Annotated in this window: 14 protein-coding genes; 3 read left to right on the forward strand and 11 right to left on the reverse strand. The window is 63.5% G+C overall.

The window, feature by feature from the left end; genetic code table 11:
• Positions 1 to 108 precede the first annotated feature (108 nt).
• On the reverse strand, positions 109 to 1,446 hold the full coding sequence (locus tag ACWHYV_RS16730) for an alkaline phosphatase D family protein (RefSeq protein ID WP_447977632.1): 1,338 nt from the start codon (positions 1,444 to 1,446) through the stop codon (positions 109 to 111).
• A gap of 236 nt (positions 1,447 to 1,682) precedes the next feature.
• Here ACWHYV_RS16730 and ACWHYV_RS16735 point away from each other — a divergent pair, with 236 nt between their 5' ends.
• On the forward strand, positions 1,683 to 1,895 hold the full coding sequence (locus ACWHYV_RS16735) for a hypothetical protein (protein WP_447977633.1): 213 nt from the start codon (positions 1,683 to 1,685) through the stop codon (positions 1,893 to 1,895).
• 16 nt (positions 1,896 to 1,911) lie between these two features.
• Here ACWHYV_RS16735 and ACWHYV_RS16740 read toward each other — a convergent pair whose 3' ends face one another.
• On the reverse strand, positions 1,912 to 2,394 hold the full coding sequence (locus ACWHYV_RS16740) for a nuclear transport factor 2 family protein (protein WP_447977634.1): 483 nt from the start codon (positions 2,392 to 2,394) through the stop codon (positions 1,912 to 1,914).
• A 36-nt stretch (positions 2,395 to 2,430) separates the two neighbouring features.
• Between ACWHYV_RS16740 and ACWHYV_RS16745 the strand changes: the two genes are divergently transcribed.
• Positions 2,431 to 3,456 carry a YheT family hydrolase gene (locus ACWHYV_RS16745; protein ID WP_447977635.1) on the forward strand — a complete coding sequence of 342 codons (1,026 nt, stop codon included), beginning with the start codon at positions 2,431 to 2,433 and terminating at the stop codon, positions 3,454 to 3,456.
• Here ACWHYV_RS16745 and ACWHYV_RS16750 read toward each other — a convergent pair.
• Complete coding sequence (locus ACWHYV_RS16750) at positions 3,447 to 4,253, reverse strand: response regulator (protein ID WP_447977636.1); 807 nt, start codon at positions 4,251 to 4,253, stop codon at positions 3,447 to 3,449. The genes ACWHYV_RS16745 and ACWHYV_RS16750 overlap by 10 nt on opposite strands.
• Before the next feature lie 173 nt (positions 4,254 to 4,426).
• On the opposite strand from ACWHYV_RS16750, the gene ACWHYV_RS16755 reads away from it, so the two are divergent.
• On the forward strand, positions 4,427 to 4,837 hold the full coding sequence (locus ACWHYV_RS16755) for a response regulator (RefSeq protein WP_447977637.1): 411 nt from the start codon (positions 4,427 to 4,429) through the stop codon (positions 4,835 to 4,837).
• Between the two features lie 26 nt (positions 4,838 to 4,863).
• Here the strand turns inward: ACWHYV_RS16755 and ACWHYV_RS16760 are convergent, their stop codons facing one another.
• From ACWHYV_RS16760 to ACWHYV_RS16795, 8 genes are all read right to left on the reverse strand, one after another.
• The gene (locus ACWHYV_RS16760; RefSeq protein ID WP_447977638.1) at positions 4,864 to 5,553 is read right to left on the reverse strand and encodes an OmpA/MotB family protein; all 690 of its coding nucleotides are present in this window, start codon (positions 5,551 to 5,553) and stop codon (positions 4,864 to 4,866) included.
• A 102-nt stretch (positions 5,554 to 5,655) separates the two neighbouring features.
• Positions 5,656 to 6,102 (reverse strand): large-conductance mechanosensitive channel protein MscL, encoded by a 447-nt coding sequence (gene mscL / locus ACWHYV_RS16765; RefSeq protein WP_447977639.1) that lies wholly within the window; start codon positions 6,100 to 6,102, stop codon positions 5,656 to 5,658.
• Positions 6,103 to 6,135: 33 nt separating this feature from the next.
• Positions 6,136 to 7,209 carry a DUF481 domain-containing protein gene (locus ACWHYV_RS16770; RefSeq protein ID WP_447977640.1) on the reverse strand — a complete coding sequence of 358 codons (1,074 nt, stop codon included), beginning with the start codon at positions 7,207 to 7,209 and terminating at the stop codon, positions 6,136 to 6,138.
• 237 nt (positions 7,210 to 7,446) lie between these two features.
• Entirely contained in the window at positions 7,447 to 8,901 is a 1,455-nt protein-coding gene (locus ACWHYV_RS16775; RefSeq protein ID WP_447977641.1) for a sigma-54-dependent transcriptional regulator, read from the reverse strand.
• Positions 8,894 to 9,211 carry an Hpt domain-containing protein gene (locus ACWHYV_RS16780; protein ID WP_447980740.1) on the reverse strand — a complete coding sequence of 106 codons (318 nt, stop codon included), beginning with the start codon at positions 9,209 to 9,211 and terminating at the stop codon, positions 8,894 to 8,896. Before ACWHYV_RS16780 ends, ACWHYV_RS16775 begins: the two co-directional genes overlap by 8 nt.
• A gap of 2 nt (positions 9,212 to 9,213) precedes the next feature.
• Entirely contained in the window at positions 9,214 to 12,546 is a 3,333-nt protein-coding gene (locus ACWHYV_RS16785; RefSeq protein WP_447977642.1) for a PAS domain S-box protein, read from the reverse strand.
• Positions 12,543 to 13,250, reverse strand: a complete 708-nt coding sequence (locus ACWHYV_RS16790; RefSeq protein ID WP_447977643.1) for a response regulator — start codon at positions 13,248 to 13,250, stop codon at positions 12,543 to 12,545. The genes ACWHYV_RS16785 and ACWHYV_RS16790 overlap by 4 nt, the downstream gene beginning before the upstream one ends.
• Positions 13,235 to 14,596 carry a glycosyltransferase family 2 protein gene (locus ACWHYV_RS16795; protein WP_447977644.1) on the reverse strand — a complete coding sequence of 454 codons (1,362 nt, stop codon included), beginning with the start codon at positions 14,594 to 14,596 and terminating at the stop codon, positions 13,235 to 13,237. Before ACWHYV_RS16795 ends, ACWHYV_RS16790 begins: the two co-directional genes overlap by 16 nt.
• Positions 14,597 to 14,916 lie beyond the last annotated feature (320 nt).

Genomic DNA, 14,916 nt, shown 5'->3' on the forward strand with positions numbered 1-14,916 from the left:
CCGTGACTCGCCTCTCCGTGACTCGAAGTCCTCAGGTCGCCTCGCGGGCGCCTGCGGCCGCCCAAAGCGCGTTCACCCTACGCGAGAGAGACCGTCGATTGCAAGGGATCAATCAGCGCCGTGTCGGCTCTCGAAAGTCTGCTCGTATCGAACGTGCCCGTCTCCGTCACGGATCGACACCCGCAACGTCTCACCGTCGACCGTGACCGCGCCGAAATTATCGAAGCCGCCCTCACTGTACAACGTGGCCGGCTTCAAATCCGGGTTCGGCGGAACCGGTCGGCCCTGCCGGGCGGACAACGGGCCGGCGATGAACTCGTGAAAGTCGGTCTGTCCATCACCGTCCGGATCATAGACGTTGACCTGCGTATAGTGGACGTCCCCGGCCAGCCAGACGATATTCCGCACGCCGCGCGCGGCGCCGACGATGCCCTGGAGCTCCGTGAGAAAACCCGTCCCGTCGGCGCCGCGCGCCCAACTGTCGTTGCCGGGCATGAGCAACGTTCCTCCCTTCGGATTCGACAGCGGGACGCTCGTCACGACGATTTTCCAGGTGGCGGTCGACTCGCGGAGCCCGTCGAGGAGCCATGCTCGTTGACGGCTTCCGAGCATGGTTTTGTTCGGTCCGTCGGGATGCGCGTTCGAGCTCCGATACTGCCTGGTGTCCAGGATGAAGAGCTCGAGGTGGCGCCCCCACCGGATCCGACGATAGAGCCGTCCCGGGTCATGCGGCGGCGTCCGGATCGGCCAATAATCGAGTAGGGCTTGCCGCCCGATCGGCATCTGGGGATCGAGCGGGCCCGAGAAGTTGTTCCGGACTTCGTGGTCGTCCCAGATGACGTAGATGGGGATGCCCTGCAGCAGTCGGCGCAGGCTCGCGTCTTCCCGTTGGTACCGGTGCTTCGAGCGGTACTCCTCGAGCGTCGAGGCCTGAAAATCGCTGCCCGGTTCGTTCGGCGGGGCCGAGCACCGTTCGTCCGCGTAGATCGTATCACCCAAGAAGATCATGAACGCCGGTGCGACCTCCCGGATCCGATCAAAAATCTCATAGCTTCGGCCGGCCGGCCGGCAGCGCTGCTGCCCGCCGAGATCGCCGCTCCAGACGAAGGTTACGGGAGCACGCTCATCGTTCGCAGGCGGGGTCTGAAAGGATCCGTCCGCGCCCTCGGGCGCGCGAAGGGCATCTTCGGGGGCGCCGGGTGGCCCCGTGAGCACGGAATAGTCGTACCGCCGGCCGGGCTGAAGGTCCTCCAGCAGGACCTTGGCCGTGTAATCGTGCTCGAACGTCGTCTGCACCAGCGTGGATCGAAGGCTTCGCTCCTCGCCGTCCGTCCACTTGACGAGCGCTTTGGCCGGACCGCTCGTCCGAAACCAAAGCAGCGCGGAGGCGCTCGTCACATCACCGACCGCGACCCCTTGGTTCAGAAGGTCCTGTCCGGGCAGCACCTCGGCGGCAAAAGGGCTCCCGGGAGGTAAACCAGGACGGTAAGACGGCCCGCAAGCGGACAAGAACGCCAGAGCCAGGGAAACCGCGGTCGCGCGGACCGCGGCTCTTCCGATCCCCCCCGAGCGCTTGGCCGCCGGAGCCGGGCCATCCGGACCGGACGCCCCCTTGCAACCGCTACGAATGGTCCGGCATACTTTCGCTCGAAGGCCGATCATCACCAGGAGTGAGCACCACCATGAGTGACGAACGTTGCATGATTACCGGCTGCCCGGGGCAGGTGTATGCCCCGAGCGGAACCGGTTCGCTCTGCAAGGATCACTTCATCAATTTCGTGACCTGGCGCCGCCGCCGCGGCCCCGGCATGTTTCACAAGTACGCGGCGATGACGATGGATGAGCGCGATACGATCGTGGCCGAGTGGTCGAAGACCGTGAAGGCCACCGAGTAAGATCGTCACGCGCCTCTCACCCCATGACCGGCGAGCCGTGATGGTGGATCATCAACCACCGGTCGCCGATCCGTTCATAGAGATTCGTCGCCAGGATCTGGCTCTCCTGCACGCTTTCCCCCTGCCGTGACGTGATGTGTTCCGTACAAATGACCCAGGCGATGTCCCCCGCCACCTGAACGAGAATCTCCGTCAGCTCGAACGTCATCGAGAACGTATTGTTGAAGATCAACACCCACGAGTCGCGGACCGCCGGCCAGCCGACCCGTTGGCTCCAGCCCGGGTGGATGCAGGTCACGTAATCCTGCTTCATCCACACGTCGTCCATGCGCGCGATGTCGAGGCTCTCGAAGGCCTCATAGAAGGCCTGATTCGCGCGCGTGACCGCCTCGATGCGCTCTTTGATCATGGCGTCCTCGCTCACGGCGCCATGATAGCGCAAGGTTTCCCTCGGTTGCACGGCCTTTTCGCGATCCCGCCGGCATCGCGCTCGCGGCACTTGGCGGTCCTTCGGTGGCTCATGCTATAACTCCTCATGCACCGCTACGTTCCGTCACGCCCCTTCGTCCCGCATCCCCTGTTCCGACATCCTGACTTCATGACCTTGGTCCCGCGGTCCTGGCCGCGCCGAGGACTCCTCGTCGGCGTTCCGAGCGAGCCTCGGATGTTCGTCGTGTCGCCGGACTCCCGTGTGCGGGGCTATTGCCACTGGCAGGCGAACCGATCCATCCGGCCCACCCTCGTGCTCGTGCATGGCCTTGAAGGCTGCAGCGAATCCCATTACATGCGGGGCATCGCCTCAAAGGCCTGGCGGGCCGGCTTCAACGTCATTCGCTTGAATCAGCGGAACTGCGGCGGAACGGAGCGCGACACCCCGACGCTCTACCACAACGGCTTGAGCGGCGATCTGCGCTCGGTCGTAGGGGAACTCACGGAGAAAGACGGGCTGGACGCAATCTGGCTCGCCGGCTATTCCATGGGCGGCAACCTCGTGCTCCGGATGGCGGGGGAAGCGGGCAATGGGTGTCCGGCGCTCCGCGGCGCGGTCGCGGTATGCCCGAACATCAATCCCGCCGCATGCATCGACGCCCTCGAGCGGCCACGGAACTGGATCTACCATCGCTATTTTCTAGAGAGCCTCAAGGCCCGCCTGCGCCGCAAAGCCGAACTGTTTCCCGGGCGATTCGATCTCGGGCCTCTTGCCCGCGTGCGAAGCCTGCGTGAGTTCGATCACCTCTATACGGCGCCGGACGGCGGGTTCTCTGGCTCGGCCGACTATTACGAGCGGAGCGGTGCCGGGCATCTGCTCGGTGGTATTTCGGTTCCCACGCTGATCATCACTGCTGAAGACGACCCGTTCATTCCGCCGTGGATGTTCCGCATTCCCGTGATCGAGCACCATCCCTGGATCACCCTGGTGCTCACGCGACACGGCGGGCACTGCGGGTTCTTTCAGCGGCCCACGGCCCAGGAAGACCCGTTTTGGGCTGAACATCGCCTGCTTGAATTCATCAGCGGGGAGGAGAAGAGGGGAGCGGCCCCGCGCGCCGGTCAGAGGTAGGGAAACGGGTCGCCCATGCGCCGGCGACCATGCGGATAGAGCGCGGCCAGATGCCGCCTCTGCTCCGGCGTCAGAACGGCTTCCGCGGCCCGCAGGACTTTCAACCCTTCGATCCGGACCGCCGTCTGTGCCTGTTCCGACTTGCGGACGGCCGCTTCGACGTCGTTCATCGGGACTTGGGCATCCTGGATCAGGGCCTGCACGTGGAGCTCCGCGACCATGAACTCGGCTTCCGACGCCAACCGCGCCTCCTCATAGGAGACGATCAAAGCTTCGAGTTGCGCCGCCTGCTCGCGGGACAGCTGACACTCTTTCTTCTTTCGTACCAACGCCTGCAGCACCTTGAGCACGAACTCATCGCCCTCTTGGTCTGAGTCGGGCGGGCTCGAATCGAGCAGCTCCCGGACCTTCGGGAGGAGCACTTCCGGGCTGAGCGGTTTTTGAAGAAAGAGCGCGTGTTCCTCCAAAATGTCTTCCCGCGCCAGCATGTCCTTGGGATACCCGGAAATGTAGAGGATCTTCGTGTCGGGGCGGAGGGACTCCAGGCGGCGTGCCAGTTCCCGCCCGGTCACGCCCGGCATCATCACGTCGGCAATCATCAGATGGATCGGACCGCGATGCCGTCCCGACGCCATCAAGGCGCCGCTGTTGAACTGCGCGTCCAGGACGTGATAGCCCTTCATCCTGAGCGTCTCGCTGATCAGCGCGCGGACCGTGTTGTCGTCGTCGACGACCAGCACGGTTTCGGTGCCCCCCGGCAGGTGCTCGAACGGCACGCGCGTCCGCGTCTTCGACATCGTGGTGTCCACCCCGCTCATCGCTACCAGTATAGTCGAGATTTGTATTTTTGCGACACGATCCGTGACGTTTGCACCGAACGATCCCTGGCAAGCCGCGCCGCGGCTGTTCGGGTTCATCCGGATGCCGTATTTGCCCTAAGGCACCCTAAGCGTTATACTTTCGCGCGATCATGGGCTCGGAGCAGAAAGCGCCACGGGACCTCGTACGCACGATCCTCGTCGTGGACGATCACGACGCGGTTCGCAAACTGATTGCCTCGGTCCTGGGGGGCCGCGGCTATCGCGTGCTCGACGCGACGGACGGCGAGCAGGCGATCCGGCTGGAGTCCCAGCATCCGGGCCCCATCGACCTCTTGCTGACCGATGTCCTCATGCCGCGGATGAACGGGCCCGATCTCGCCGATCGCTTCGTGCGGCTTCGACCCGGCATTCGCATCCTGTATATGTCGGGGTTCATGGAAGAAGCGCTCTTGAGACGGTTGGAGCTGCATCAGTGGAGCGGATTTCTGCGGAAGCCGTTTCAGCTCGAGGAGCTGCTGCTGAAGGTCCGTGAAGCCATCGACGTGGACCGCAACGAGTAGGCCGGGCCGATGATGATCGGCGGATCCTAGTCAGGAGAGACGGGTGAGACGACGATCTCCACGCGCCGGTTCTTCTGTCGGCCCGCCTCCGTCGCATTGTTCGCCACCGGCTTCGAGTCGGCGTAGCCCACCGCCGCCAAACGCTCCGACGCCACTCCCCCGGCCTCGAGGGCTCGCACCGCATTGACGGCGCGCGCCTTGGACAGATCTCGATTCGTTCGAAACTGCCTGGCGAGCTTCCCGCCGATGGGAATGCTGTCCGTATGACCGCCGACGGTGATCTGAGCATCGGGCAACGATCGTAATACGCGCCCGACCAATTTCAGCACGTGGATTCCAGCCGGCTTGAGCCGGGCCTCACCCGACTCGAAGAGCAGCTCGTCCGCAAGGTTGATCGTCCAATGGCCGTCCCGTCGAGCGAGCGCGATCGTCCCCGCCTCGATCTCCGACTCAAACAGTTTGGCGAGCTCCTCGAACGTCCTCGGGGCCTCGCCGTCGTCCTCACGGTGATCCCGGTAGCCGCGCGCCCGCTCGGCCGCCAGCTGTGCTTCCAGGTCCCGTACCCGTTTCTCCAACGCCGCCAGCCTTGCGTCGTCGGCCGGATATTGATTCTGGACAACCGGCGGGGAAGCTGAAGACCCGCCGAAGGAAGGAACACGACCGGAGCAACCGGCCAGGAGGGCGGCGCCGAACAGGAAGAGGGAAAGGATGCGCACAGAGGCGAGCTCCGTCTAGGTCTTGGCCTGTTGATCGCGGGGTGTCCGCCGCTGCCGGTAAGTATAGACGCTCCCCGGAATTCCGTGACCGTCTCGAGCGACTCACGCCTCCTTCACGTCCGAGGTACAGTACGCACACCGAACGGCCTTCAATGGGATGTTCGACAGGCAATAGGGGCAGGGCTTCGTCGACGGGGCGACGGCGGCCGCGGGCTCGGGCCGTTTCGTCCATGCATTCACCTGGCGGATCAGCAGAAAGATCGCGAATGCGACGATCAAGAAGTCAAGCACGGACTGGAGGAAGACGCCGTAGTTCAGCGTCGGCGCCCCGGCCTCCTTGGCTTTCGCCAACGAATCGTAGGGCTGCCCGCTGAGATTGACGAACAGGCTGGAAAAATCGACATGCCCGAGCATCATGCCGAGCGGCGGCATGAGGATGTCGTTGACCAGCGAGCTGACGATCTTCCCGAACGCCGCCCCGATGATGATGCCGACCGCCATATCGAGCACGTTCCCCCGCATCGCAAAGGCTTTGAACTCTTCGAGCATCGTCGCCTCCTTCCCTGGCGTCCCAGGACCCGGTCACCGTTTTCGTGCTGTATCGAAGGTGTACCCGAACGTCATCAGGTACAGATTGTCGGTGCTGTTGATGCCCGGCGGCGGATTGTTGTTATAGCGCGTCGTGAGTTGCAGCACGCTGACAAACCCTTCGAAGATCTTCAATCGAACACCGCTGTCGAGCGTGATATAGAAGTCCTTGAAGTTTTGGATGGATGGGTAGGCTTCGTGGAAGTGAAACAGGGTAATTCGCTCGTCGAGGAACGGCCAATTGAACTTGACGGACCATCTGACGCGGGTGGAGCTCTTGTCCGGGGCGATCTTGAAATCCTCGTTGAAGTAGGCGAGACCCGCTTCAGCGTACAGCGTCATATCGGTCAGGAGCGGGCTTTTCAAGTCGCCGGTATCCAGGATTTGATAGCCGGGGCCGGATGCCAGCGAGGTCCGGAGCTTCAAATCCTGGAACGTATCCTGCTCGAAATAAGCGGACGCAAACCAGTACAACCGCTTGGTGATGAAGAAGTCCAGCTTGACCGTGCCTCGGCTGTTGCGCGCGATCAAGCGCCCCTGGTCATCGCCGTAGATGTAGCGCCCGAGAATGGTCAGCCGCAGCGATTCGCTTCGACCGCTGAAGTCTCCGAGCAGGCTCCCGTTCCGCAAATGCGAATTGCCCGTCGTCTGCGAGAAGCCGATCGAGAGCGTGCCCGTGTAGACGACGGCCGGCTGCACCAGCGGATTGAGCGCCGCCACGGAGCCGAGCGGCACCGTCAGCGTCCCCTGCAGCGGTTCGGCTTGGAACACGAGCGATCCCGGCGGTCCCTCTTGGATGGTCCCGACCAGCACGGTCCCGTCTTTCAGATGCATGGGAATCGGTCGGCCGATCGACAGCTTTTCAACCTCGTCCCATTTCACGGTCACCTGATCGCCGGCGCCGAATCGGGTTTTGATCTTCAGCTCTCCATTGCTCATCTCCATGACTTCGCCGTAGAGCAGACTGCCGCCCTTGAGGGTGACGAGATCAGGCGGGGCTTGCGCCCACACTGCGCGACTGTCGAAGCACGACAGGAGAAGAATCAGCACGGCATAGACAATGTTCATTCAGCCCGTCTCCCGGGTGGTTGGATGAAGCACGGCCGACGGCCGGCGCCTCTCTTTACACAGGGCTTTCATAAAAGCAACTGGTAAGACCCCTAGGCGCGGGCCATGCGCGACGGGCCCGGTGCGGCAGGCTCGACAGCGATGCGCAGCCACGGGCAAGCGGCATCGCGTTCCGGCCGCGAGAGGACGAGGGTGAGAACGGCGCGGAGCAGTGACTGGAGAAGCGAATCCTGCAGGTCAGCCGTCGAGCTTCAGGTCCGGGGCCAGCTCCGACAAGCGCCGGTAGAAGGTCGCCCGACTCATGCCGAGCAGTCGGGCCGCCAGCGTCCGGTTCCCCTTGGCACGCTCGAGTGCCGCACAGAGCCGGGCTTTCTCATCGCACGGCTGGCCTTCGGGCGTCAGCATCAGGCCGATCGAGTCGAGAATCTCAGGGGGGAGATCTTCGAGTTGGATCGTGTCCGTCGCGCTCGTCAGCACGGCTGATTCGATCGCGCTCTTGAGCTCACGGACATTGCCCGGCCAGGCAAACTCCATGAGCGCCCGCATCGCCTCGGCGCCGACCTCGTGCACGCGTTTTCCGGTCGTGGCGCACGACTCACCCAGACAGGAGGTGACGAGCAGGGGAATGTCCTCACGCCGCTCTCTGAGCGGGGGTAAGTGGATGCGGGCCACGCGGATGCGGTACAGCAGGTCCGCGCGAAACGTCCCTTGCGCGACCTCTTGGCCCAAGTTGTGGTGCGTGGCGGCGAGGACTCGGACGTCCACCTTTCGCGGCTTGGCTTCCCCCACTCGGGTGATCTCTCGATCTTGCAGCACGCGAAGGAGGCTCTTTTGGACGGCCGGGGAGATGTCGCCGATCTCGTCCAAAAACAGGGTCCCGCCGTTGGCGGCTTCGAAGAAGCCTTGCTGGTGATCGTGGGCGCCGGTGAAGGCGCCCTTCTTGTGACCGAAGAGCTGGCTCGCCAGGAGCGACTCGGTCAACGCCGCACAATTGACCGCGATGAAAGGCCCCGCCTTCCTGCGGCTCAGCATGTGGATGGCCCGCGCCACCAACTCCTTGCCGGTGCCCGTCTCGCCTTCGATGAGGACGGTCGTGTCCACTTTGGCGAAGGCTTGAATCTGTTCGTAGACGTGCCGCATCGCCTTGCTCTGCCCGACGAACTCCTGGAACTGTCCTTTGTCCCTCAACTGGCGCCGGAGCTGCTGGACGGTCTCCGCCTGGTCGCGCAGCGCTTCCTCCGCTTCGCGTCGGCGGTCCAGGTTCCGCACCGCCTGTTCGGCCACGGCCACTCTCACCTTGAGCAACTCGAGCGAGACGGGCTTCGCCACGTAGTCATTGGCTCCTGCGCTCAGCACCTTCTGCAGATCGCCGGGCTGGTCGCACGCCGTGATCACGACAATGACGCTGCGGGCCCCCTTGGGATGGCTTCGGATCAGCCGGCACAGCTCCAACCCGTCCATCCCGGGAAGCCGCCAGTCCAACATCACCAGCGAGTACTGCTCGCCCTGATAGACCGCCCAGCCGGTCTCGGCGTCCGCGCACGTCGTCACCTGATGTCCGCGGTGGAGGAGCACCTTCTCGATCAGACGCCGCATGTCGTCGTCGTCCTCCACAACGAGCGCTTTGAACGCATCACGCCGATCCGGCTCGGTTCCCTGGGCCTCCGGGTCGTCCACCCCCGCCTCACTCATAGACCACCTCGATGCGGTCAAGATAGGCCGTCAGTCCTTCAATATCCCGCATGATCACTTCGAGGTTCTTGGACATCGCGGCCTCTTCCATCGAAGACCCGATATCGGAAATCGCGGCAAAGCCGTACCCGGCGCCGTCGCCGCGCATGCGATGGCCCAACGTCCGGATCGTCTCGAAATCGTGCTCGGCGACGGCGGCCTGGAGACGCCGCACATCGTTCCGTCGATTCTCGAGAAACCCGGGGATCAAGTCCTTGAGGTCGGGATCGATCACCACGCGAATCCTGTCCGTCGGTCTCCTGTGCTCCATGCTCACACCACGCTCCTCGCATGCTCGGCAATGGCGGCCAGGAGGGTCGCCTTCCGAATCGGTTTTGTCAGATGGGCCGTACACCCGGCCGACATGCTCTTTCCTTCCTCGTCTTTCATCCCGAACGCCGTCAAGGCGAGAATGGGAACCGGGGCCCGCCCCTGCTCCCGCTCCCATTGGCGGATCTTCGCCGCAGCCGTATAGCCGTCCATGACCGGCATCTGTATGTCCATCAGGACCAGGTCGTACCGGCCGGCTTGAAACAACTCCAGCGCCAACTGTCCGTTGTCCGCGTGATCGACCGTACAGTTCGCCTGGCGGAGATAGGATCGAATCAACAGGCGGTTGTCGGGAGAGTCTTCCACCAACAGAATCTTGAGGGGCGCCCCTGCAGGAGCGACAATTGGCGGGACATACGCCGGGGCGGACCCCAAGCCGTGTGGGCGATTCAGCGCGATCATGATCGCCTTTTTCAGATCGGACCGGCGGATCGGCTTGACGAGGTAGCCTCCCAGTCCCAATCGATACGACTTGGCGATGTCTTGAGCGCGACTGTCGCTGGTGAGCACCATGAAAGCTGTGCCGGCCGCAGCGTACCGCTCTTGCACCCTCTCCACGACGTCGAATCCGCTCAGGTCAGGCATGAGGCAGTCGAGCAGGACGAGCCGATATGGACGATCGGCTTGTCTGGATGTGAGCGCCGCCAGCGCCGACATGCCGTCGGCCGCCTCCGTGACCGCTGCGCCCCAAGACGAGAGGGCCTCCCGCAGGATCAACCGATTGACGGCATTGTCGTCGGCGATCAAAACCGGCATCCCGGTGAGATCGAGCTCCGCGTGGCCTGCTCTCGGATCGAGCTGCGTCTGGCGGCCGAAGCGAGCCGTGAAATAGAACGTGCTGCCCCGCCCTTCCTCGCTTTCGAGCCAAATCCGCCCGCCCATCAACTCGACCAGTCGCTTCGAAATCGTGAGCCCGAGCCCCGTGCCCCCGTACCGTCGGGTCGTGGAGGAGTCGGCTTGGGTGAATCGCTCGAAGACGAGGGCCAGCTTGTCCTTTGGGATGCCGATGCCCGTGTCGCGGACGATGAACCGGAGCAGGCCGGCGTCCGCGGCTCCGGGCTCCGGCAGCACCCTCAGCTCCACTTCCCCTTGTCCCGTGAACTTGATGGCGTTGCCCAGGAGGTTCAACAGGATCTGGCGGAGCCGGCCGGGATCCCCGACGAGGTCCACGGGAACGTCCGGCGCCACCGAGCAGGCGAGCTCGAGGCCTTTTTCAGCGGCACGGAGCGCCATCATTTCCGCCGTCTTGTCCACGACATCGCGCAGGTCGAAGTCCACCTGCTCCAGCTCCAAGTATCCCGCTTCGACTTTGGTCAGGTCCAAGATATCGTTGAGGAGATTGAGGAGATTCATCCCCGCCCGCCGGAAAATTCCGACGTACTCTTGTTGTTCGGGCGTCAGCGACGTTTCCCACAGGAGGTCGGCCATCCCGATGATCGCATTCATCGGCGTTCTAATCTCATGGCTCATGCTGGCCAAAAATTCGGTTTTGGCAAGGCTCGCCGCCTCGGCGGCATCCTTGGCCTTGCGTAACTCCTCGACCGCCCGTTTCTGCTCCGTGACGTCCCGGGAGACGCTCATCACCCCCACCACCGTTCCATCGGGATCGCGCAGCACCGATGCGGATTGGAAGCTGAGAAAGAGGCTGCCGTCCCGGCGCCGGCTGCGCACCTCCCCCACGTGCCGCCCGGCTTTGATCGTCTCCTCCATGACCGCGAGGCCGGCCGCCGGCTCGGCATACAGCCGATCCACGGACTGCCCCAAGACCTCGGCGGCGGCGTAGCCGAACGATTCCTCGGCCGCTCGGTTGAACTCGATCACACAGAAACGGGTATCGACCACGATGATCATGTCGAGCGAGCTGGCGATGATCTTACCGGCCAGTATCTGAGCGCGGTCCAGGGCCTGCTGCGCGGACTTTTGCTCGGTGATGTCCCTGTAAACGGCCAGCCAGACCGGTCCATACTCGTAGTGGTCAAACGACGACACACTGGCAAAGCACCAGAAGGCGGTCCCGTTTTTCTTGCGATTACAGATTTCCCCCTTCCAGACGCCGTTGGCCTTGAGGGCCGCAATGATTTCCCGTACCCGCTCGTCGGGGGACTGTTCTGTCGACGCATTCAGGACTGCGACGTTGCAACCGATCAATCCGCCGCGTTCGTACCCAAACATCGTTTCCAATGTCCGGTTCGCATAGACGATGGTCTCATCCGAGACCCGGACGAGGAGGACCCCTTCCGCCATGTGGCTCAGCACTTCACTATGGAGTCGCAGCTCTTCTTCGGCCAGCCGCCGCGCGGTGATGTCCTCGGAGATGCCCAACAGGTACTGCGGCTTCCCGGCATCATCGAGAATCGGTACTTTCTTCGTATGGAGCCAGCGCCGGCCGTCCCATTTCGTCTGGATCGGCTCGACCGGGATGTCGATCAACTCTCCTCGCGCCAAGACCTCGCGGTCCTTGACGGTGAAGAAGTCGGCTTCCGGCTTGGGAAAGAACTCATAATCGCTCTTCCCCAGCAATTCATCGCGGGAATAGCCCAAGAGGTCTTCGGCGGCCTTGTTCACCTGAATGAAACGGAGATGCTCCGCGTCCTTCACAAAGACCATGTCGGGGATGTGTTCGACGATCGCCTGAAGAAGCGAATGAGTGCGATGGGCGGCCTCGGCCGCCCGCTTGCGGTTCCGCTGTTCATGCGCGAGTGCGACGAGGTTCGAGACGGCCGCCGCGAGCACCTGTTCATCCCCACGCCAACGACGGGCCGGTCCCAGATGCTGGTGGCTGATCACGCCCTCCACCTTCCCGAGCAGATGGATAGGGACATCGAGCACCGAGGTGATCCCGAGCGGACGATGGATCACCTCCGCCATCTCGGCCGTGCGTGGATCTTGCGCCACGTCGTCGGCCGCGATCAGCCCGCCGCCGGTCAGCGCCTCGAAGTACCGGGGATAGCGAGCGACGGGCAGCAGTTCTCCCGACGCGTGCCGCTGTGCGCGCGCATCGAAGATGTCCGCCGCTTGGATCGACCGGTGATCGTCGGTATAGAACCAGACGCCGACGCGGGCCACATTCAGGATCCGGGCGGCTGTTTCCGCGACCCGCCTGATGGTCGCCGGGAAGTCCCCTTCGAGAACCTCCGCTCGGGTCAGTGCGAGGAGCCCGGCCAGTTGCTCGACCAGGTGCGCCGACTGCTCGAACCGCCGCTCCTCCTGCGATCGGGGGCCGCACCCGGCGGCGACCTGACGGAGTCTCCGCCAGAAGGACGCACCAGGGCTCACGCCGTCCCTCGCTCCGTCCCCGCCCCCCCGGACAGCAGATCCGGAAAGCGATCCCGGGCGCATTCGATGCAAATGCCGTGGCTGAATTCCGCCTCGGAGTGTTCGCGAATGTACAACTCGACTTGCTGCCACGAACCTTGGTCATTCTGCACTTTCTTGCAATACGAGCAGATCTTGATGAGGCCGCGGAGCACGTGAATCTCCTGGATGGCCTGCTGTAGCTCGAGGTTTTTCCTAAGGAGATCCTGCTCCCGCGCCTTGCGCGCATCCGTCTCGCGCTTCAACGCGAGGGCCGAGCGGACCCGAGCGAGGAGCTCGATTCTTCGTACGGGTTTCGTCATATAGTCGCCGGCCCCGGCTTCGAAGGCGTCCGCGAGGGTATGGGGATCGTCGGTAGCCGTGATCATGATGACCGGTGCCTCCTGCAGCGGAGTCTCGCGCTTCAAGCGTCGGCACAGATCGATCCCGGTCATATCTCCCAAGTTCACGTCCAGGAGAACGAGGTCGATGTCCGCCTCTCGCGGCACCAGCGGATTACAGACGCGGTGCAGGGCGTCCAGGCCGGACGCCGCCACCACCAGCTCCTGATAGCCGGCCGACACCAGCAATCCGCAGAGGAGATGCCGCGAGTCTTCGGAGTCGTCGACGATCAGGATCCGCATTGGATCGGGATTCGTGGCCGCCTCCCCTATCGCGACTGCCAAGACGCTACCCGCGTCATCTCGCCCCAGACGGCGTTCTTCCCGGCAAGCCAGCGGAAGAGCCCGATGAGGCGCCACGCGGAGTTGAGTTGACGGTAGCCGACGTTCTCCAGGATCGCGACGGCGAACAGCACGAGCACCTGTTTGGGACTGCCGTACATCTGGAAGGAGAACTCCTCGAGCAAGAGAGCGCTGGCGGACAGGACCATGCCCAGGCCGGCCTCGACGATCACGAATCCCACGACGGCCTCCGCCGACGCGATCCCAAGCCAGAAGCAGAAGGCTGTAAAGACGTACCCGGCCACCACGAGGACAGGGCTCAGGAATTCGAAGAGGACGGCGAAAGGAAAGGCCAGCCACCCGACGGCCCCTCCTTTGGGGTGGGCGAGCAAGTCCCGATTCAACGCCAGGCTTTCGCAGAGCCCGTGCTGCCAGCGGATCCGCTGGGTCCGCAGCGTCCGGAGGTCTTCGGGCGCCTCCGTCCAACAGATCGGGTCTGGAATGAACGTGATGCGATACGGGGTGCCGGTCAAGCGTAAGCGACGGTGCAGCCGCAGGACGAGCTCCATGTCCTCCCCGATCGTCTGCGGTCGATAGCCGCCGACCGAGACCACCGCATCCTTCCGAAAGAGCCCGAAGGCTCCCGAGATGATCAGCATGGCATTGAGCGGTGACCAGCCCAAGCGGCCGAAGAGAAATGCACGAATGTACTCGACGACCTGGAACAAGACCCACGGGTTCTTGGGAAGGCCGACACGAACGAGAAACCCGCCCGTCACCTCGCAGCCGTTGGCGATGCGGATCGTTCCCCCCGCCGCGACCGTCGTCGGGTCATCGAGGAAGGGCTGCACCACGCGCTGGAGACTATCGCGCTGCAGGATCGAATCGGCGTCGAGACTGCAAAACAGATCGTATCTGGAGAGATTGATGCCCGCATTGAGCGCGTCCGCCTTGCCGCCGTTGTCCTTGTCGACGACGCGGAGCTGTGGGTGGATCGTCGAGGTATAGACGCCCCGAACGGGCTTGGTGGGCAACTGCGTCTGGTACACTTCCGGGAAGCGAATCAACCCGAACTCCCGGATCAGCACGTCGAGGGTGCGGTCCTTGGACCCGTCGTTGATCACGATGATCTCGTACTCGGCATAGGTCAGTTGAAGCAGCGAGCGGATCGAGGCGGCGATGGTGGCCTCTTCGTTATAGGCGGGGGCGAGGATACTGATCGGCGGCTCGAAGCCCGTGTAGCCTTCGGGCAGCCGATCGAGGCTACGTTCGGGAATGTAACGGACCAATGAGATCAATGAGACGATGTCAAGAAACACGTACCCGGCCGCCAACGCCATGAAATACATGAGAAAGATCCACTGCCAGAGACCTATGAAGCCGGCCGAAACCAGGGGGCTGCCTCCTCACCGTTGGTCACACGAGGCGCGACGAATCATGGACGTAAGGACAATTCGGTACGAGGACCATACTGCGGCCGGCCGAGTGCGTCAAGGCAAGAGCGGCCCGAGGCCCGTCCGTATTGTTCACCTGTCGACCAGACCCTTGCTAAGTATAGCGGGCCCCGCGCATTCCGAGGAAGCCATTGCCATACGAGGCCGCTTTCCTGGCGAGATCCGCGGACTCGACGTCGCGTGTTCGGTCGATGCCCCCTCTCGGGTCGCATTCA

This window comes from Candidatus Nitrospira bockiana (assembly GCF_965152565.1).

What these genes read in the sequence shown, in the direction of transcription:
- ACWHYV_RS16735 (WP_447977633.1), top strand. Translation starts at nt 1,683, where the DNA reads ATGAGTGACGAACGTTGCATGATTACCGGCTGCCCGGGGCAGGTGTAT.
- ACWHYV_RS16745 (WP_447977635.1), top strand. Translation starts at nt 2,431, where the DNA reads ATGCACCGCTACGTTCCGTCACGCCCCTTCGTCCCGCATCCCCTGTTC.
- ACWHYV_RS16750 (WP_447977636.1), bottom strand. Translation starts at nt 4,253, where the DNA reads ATGTCGAAGACGCGGACGCGCGTGCCGTTCGAGCACCTGCCGGGGGGC.
- ACWHYV_RS16755 (WP_447977637.1), top strand. Translation starts at nt 4,427, where the DNA reads ATGGGCTCGGAGCAGAAAGCGCCACGGGACCTCGTACGCACGATCCTC.
- mscL (WP_447977639.1), bottom strand. Translation starts at nt 6,102, where the DNA reads ATGCTCGAAGAGTTCAAAGCCTTTGCGATGCGGGGGAACGTGCTCGAT.
- ACWHYV_RS16770 (WP_447977640.1), bottom strand. Translation starts at nt 7,209, where the DNA reads ATGAACATTGTCTATGCCGTGCTGATTCTTCTCCTGTCGTGCTTCGAC.
- ACWHYV_RS16775 (WP_447977641.1), bottom strand. Translation starts at nt 8,901, where the DNA reads ATGAGTGAGGCGGGGGTGGACGACCCGGAGGCCCAGGGAACCGAGCCG.
- ACWHYV_RS16780 (WP_447980740.1), bottom strand. Translation starts at nt 9,211, where the DNA reads ATGGAGCACAGGAGACCGACGGACAGGATTCGCGTGGTGATCGATCCC.
- ACWHYV_RS16795 (WP_447977644.1), bottom strand. Translation starts at nt 14,596, where the DNA reads ATGTATTTCATGGCGTTGGCGGCCGGGTACGTGTTTCTTGACATCGTC.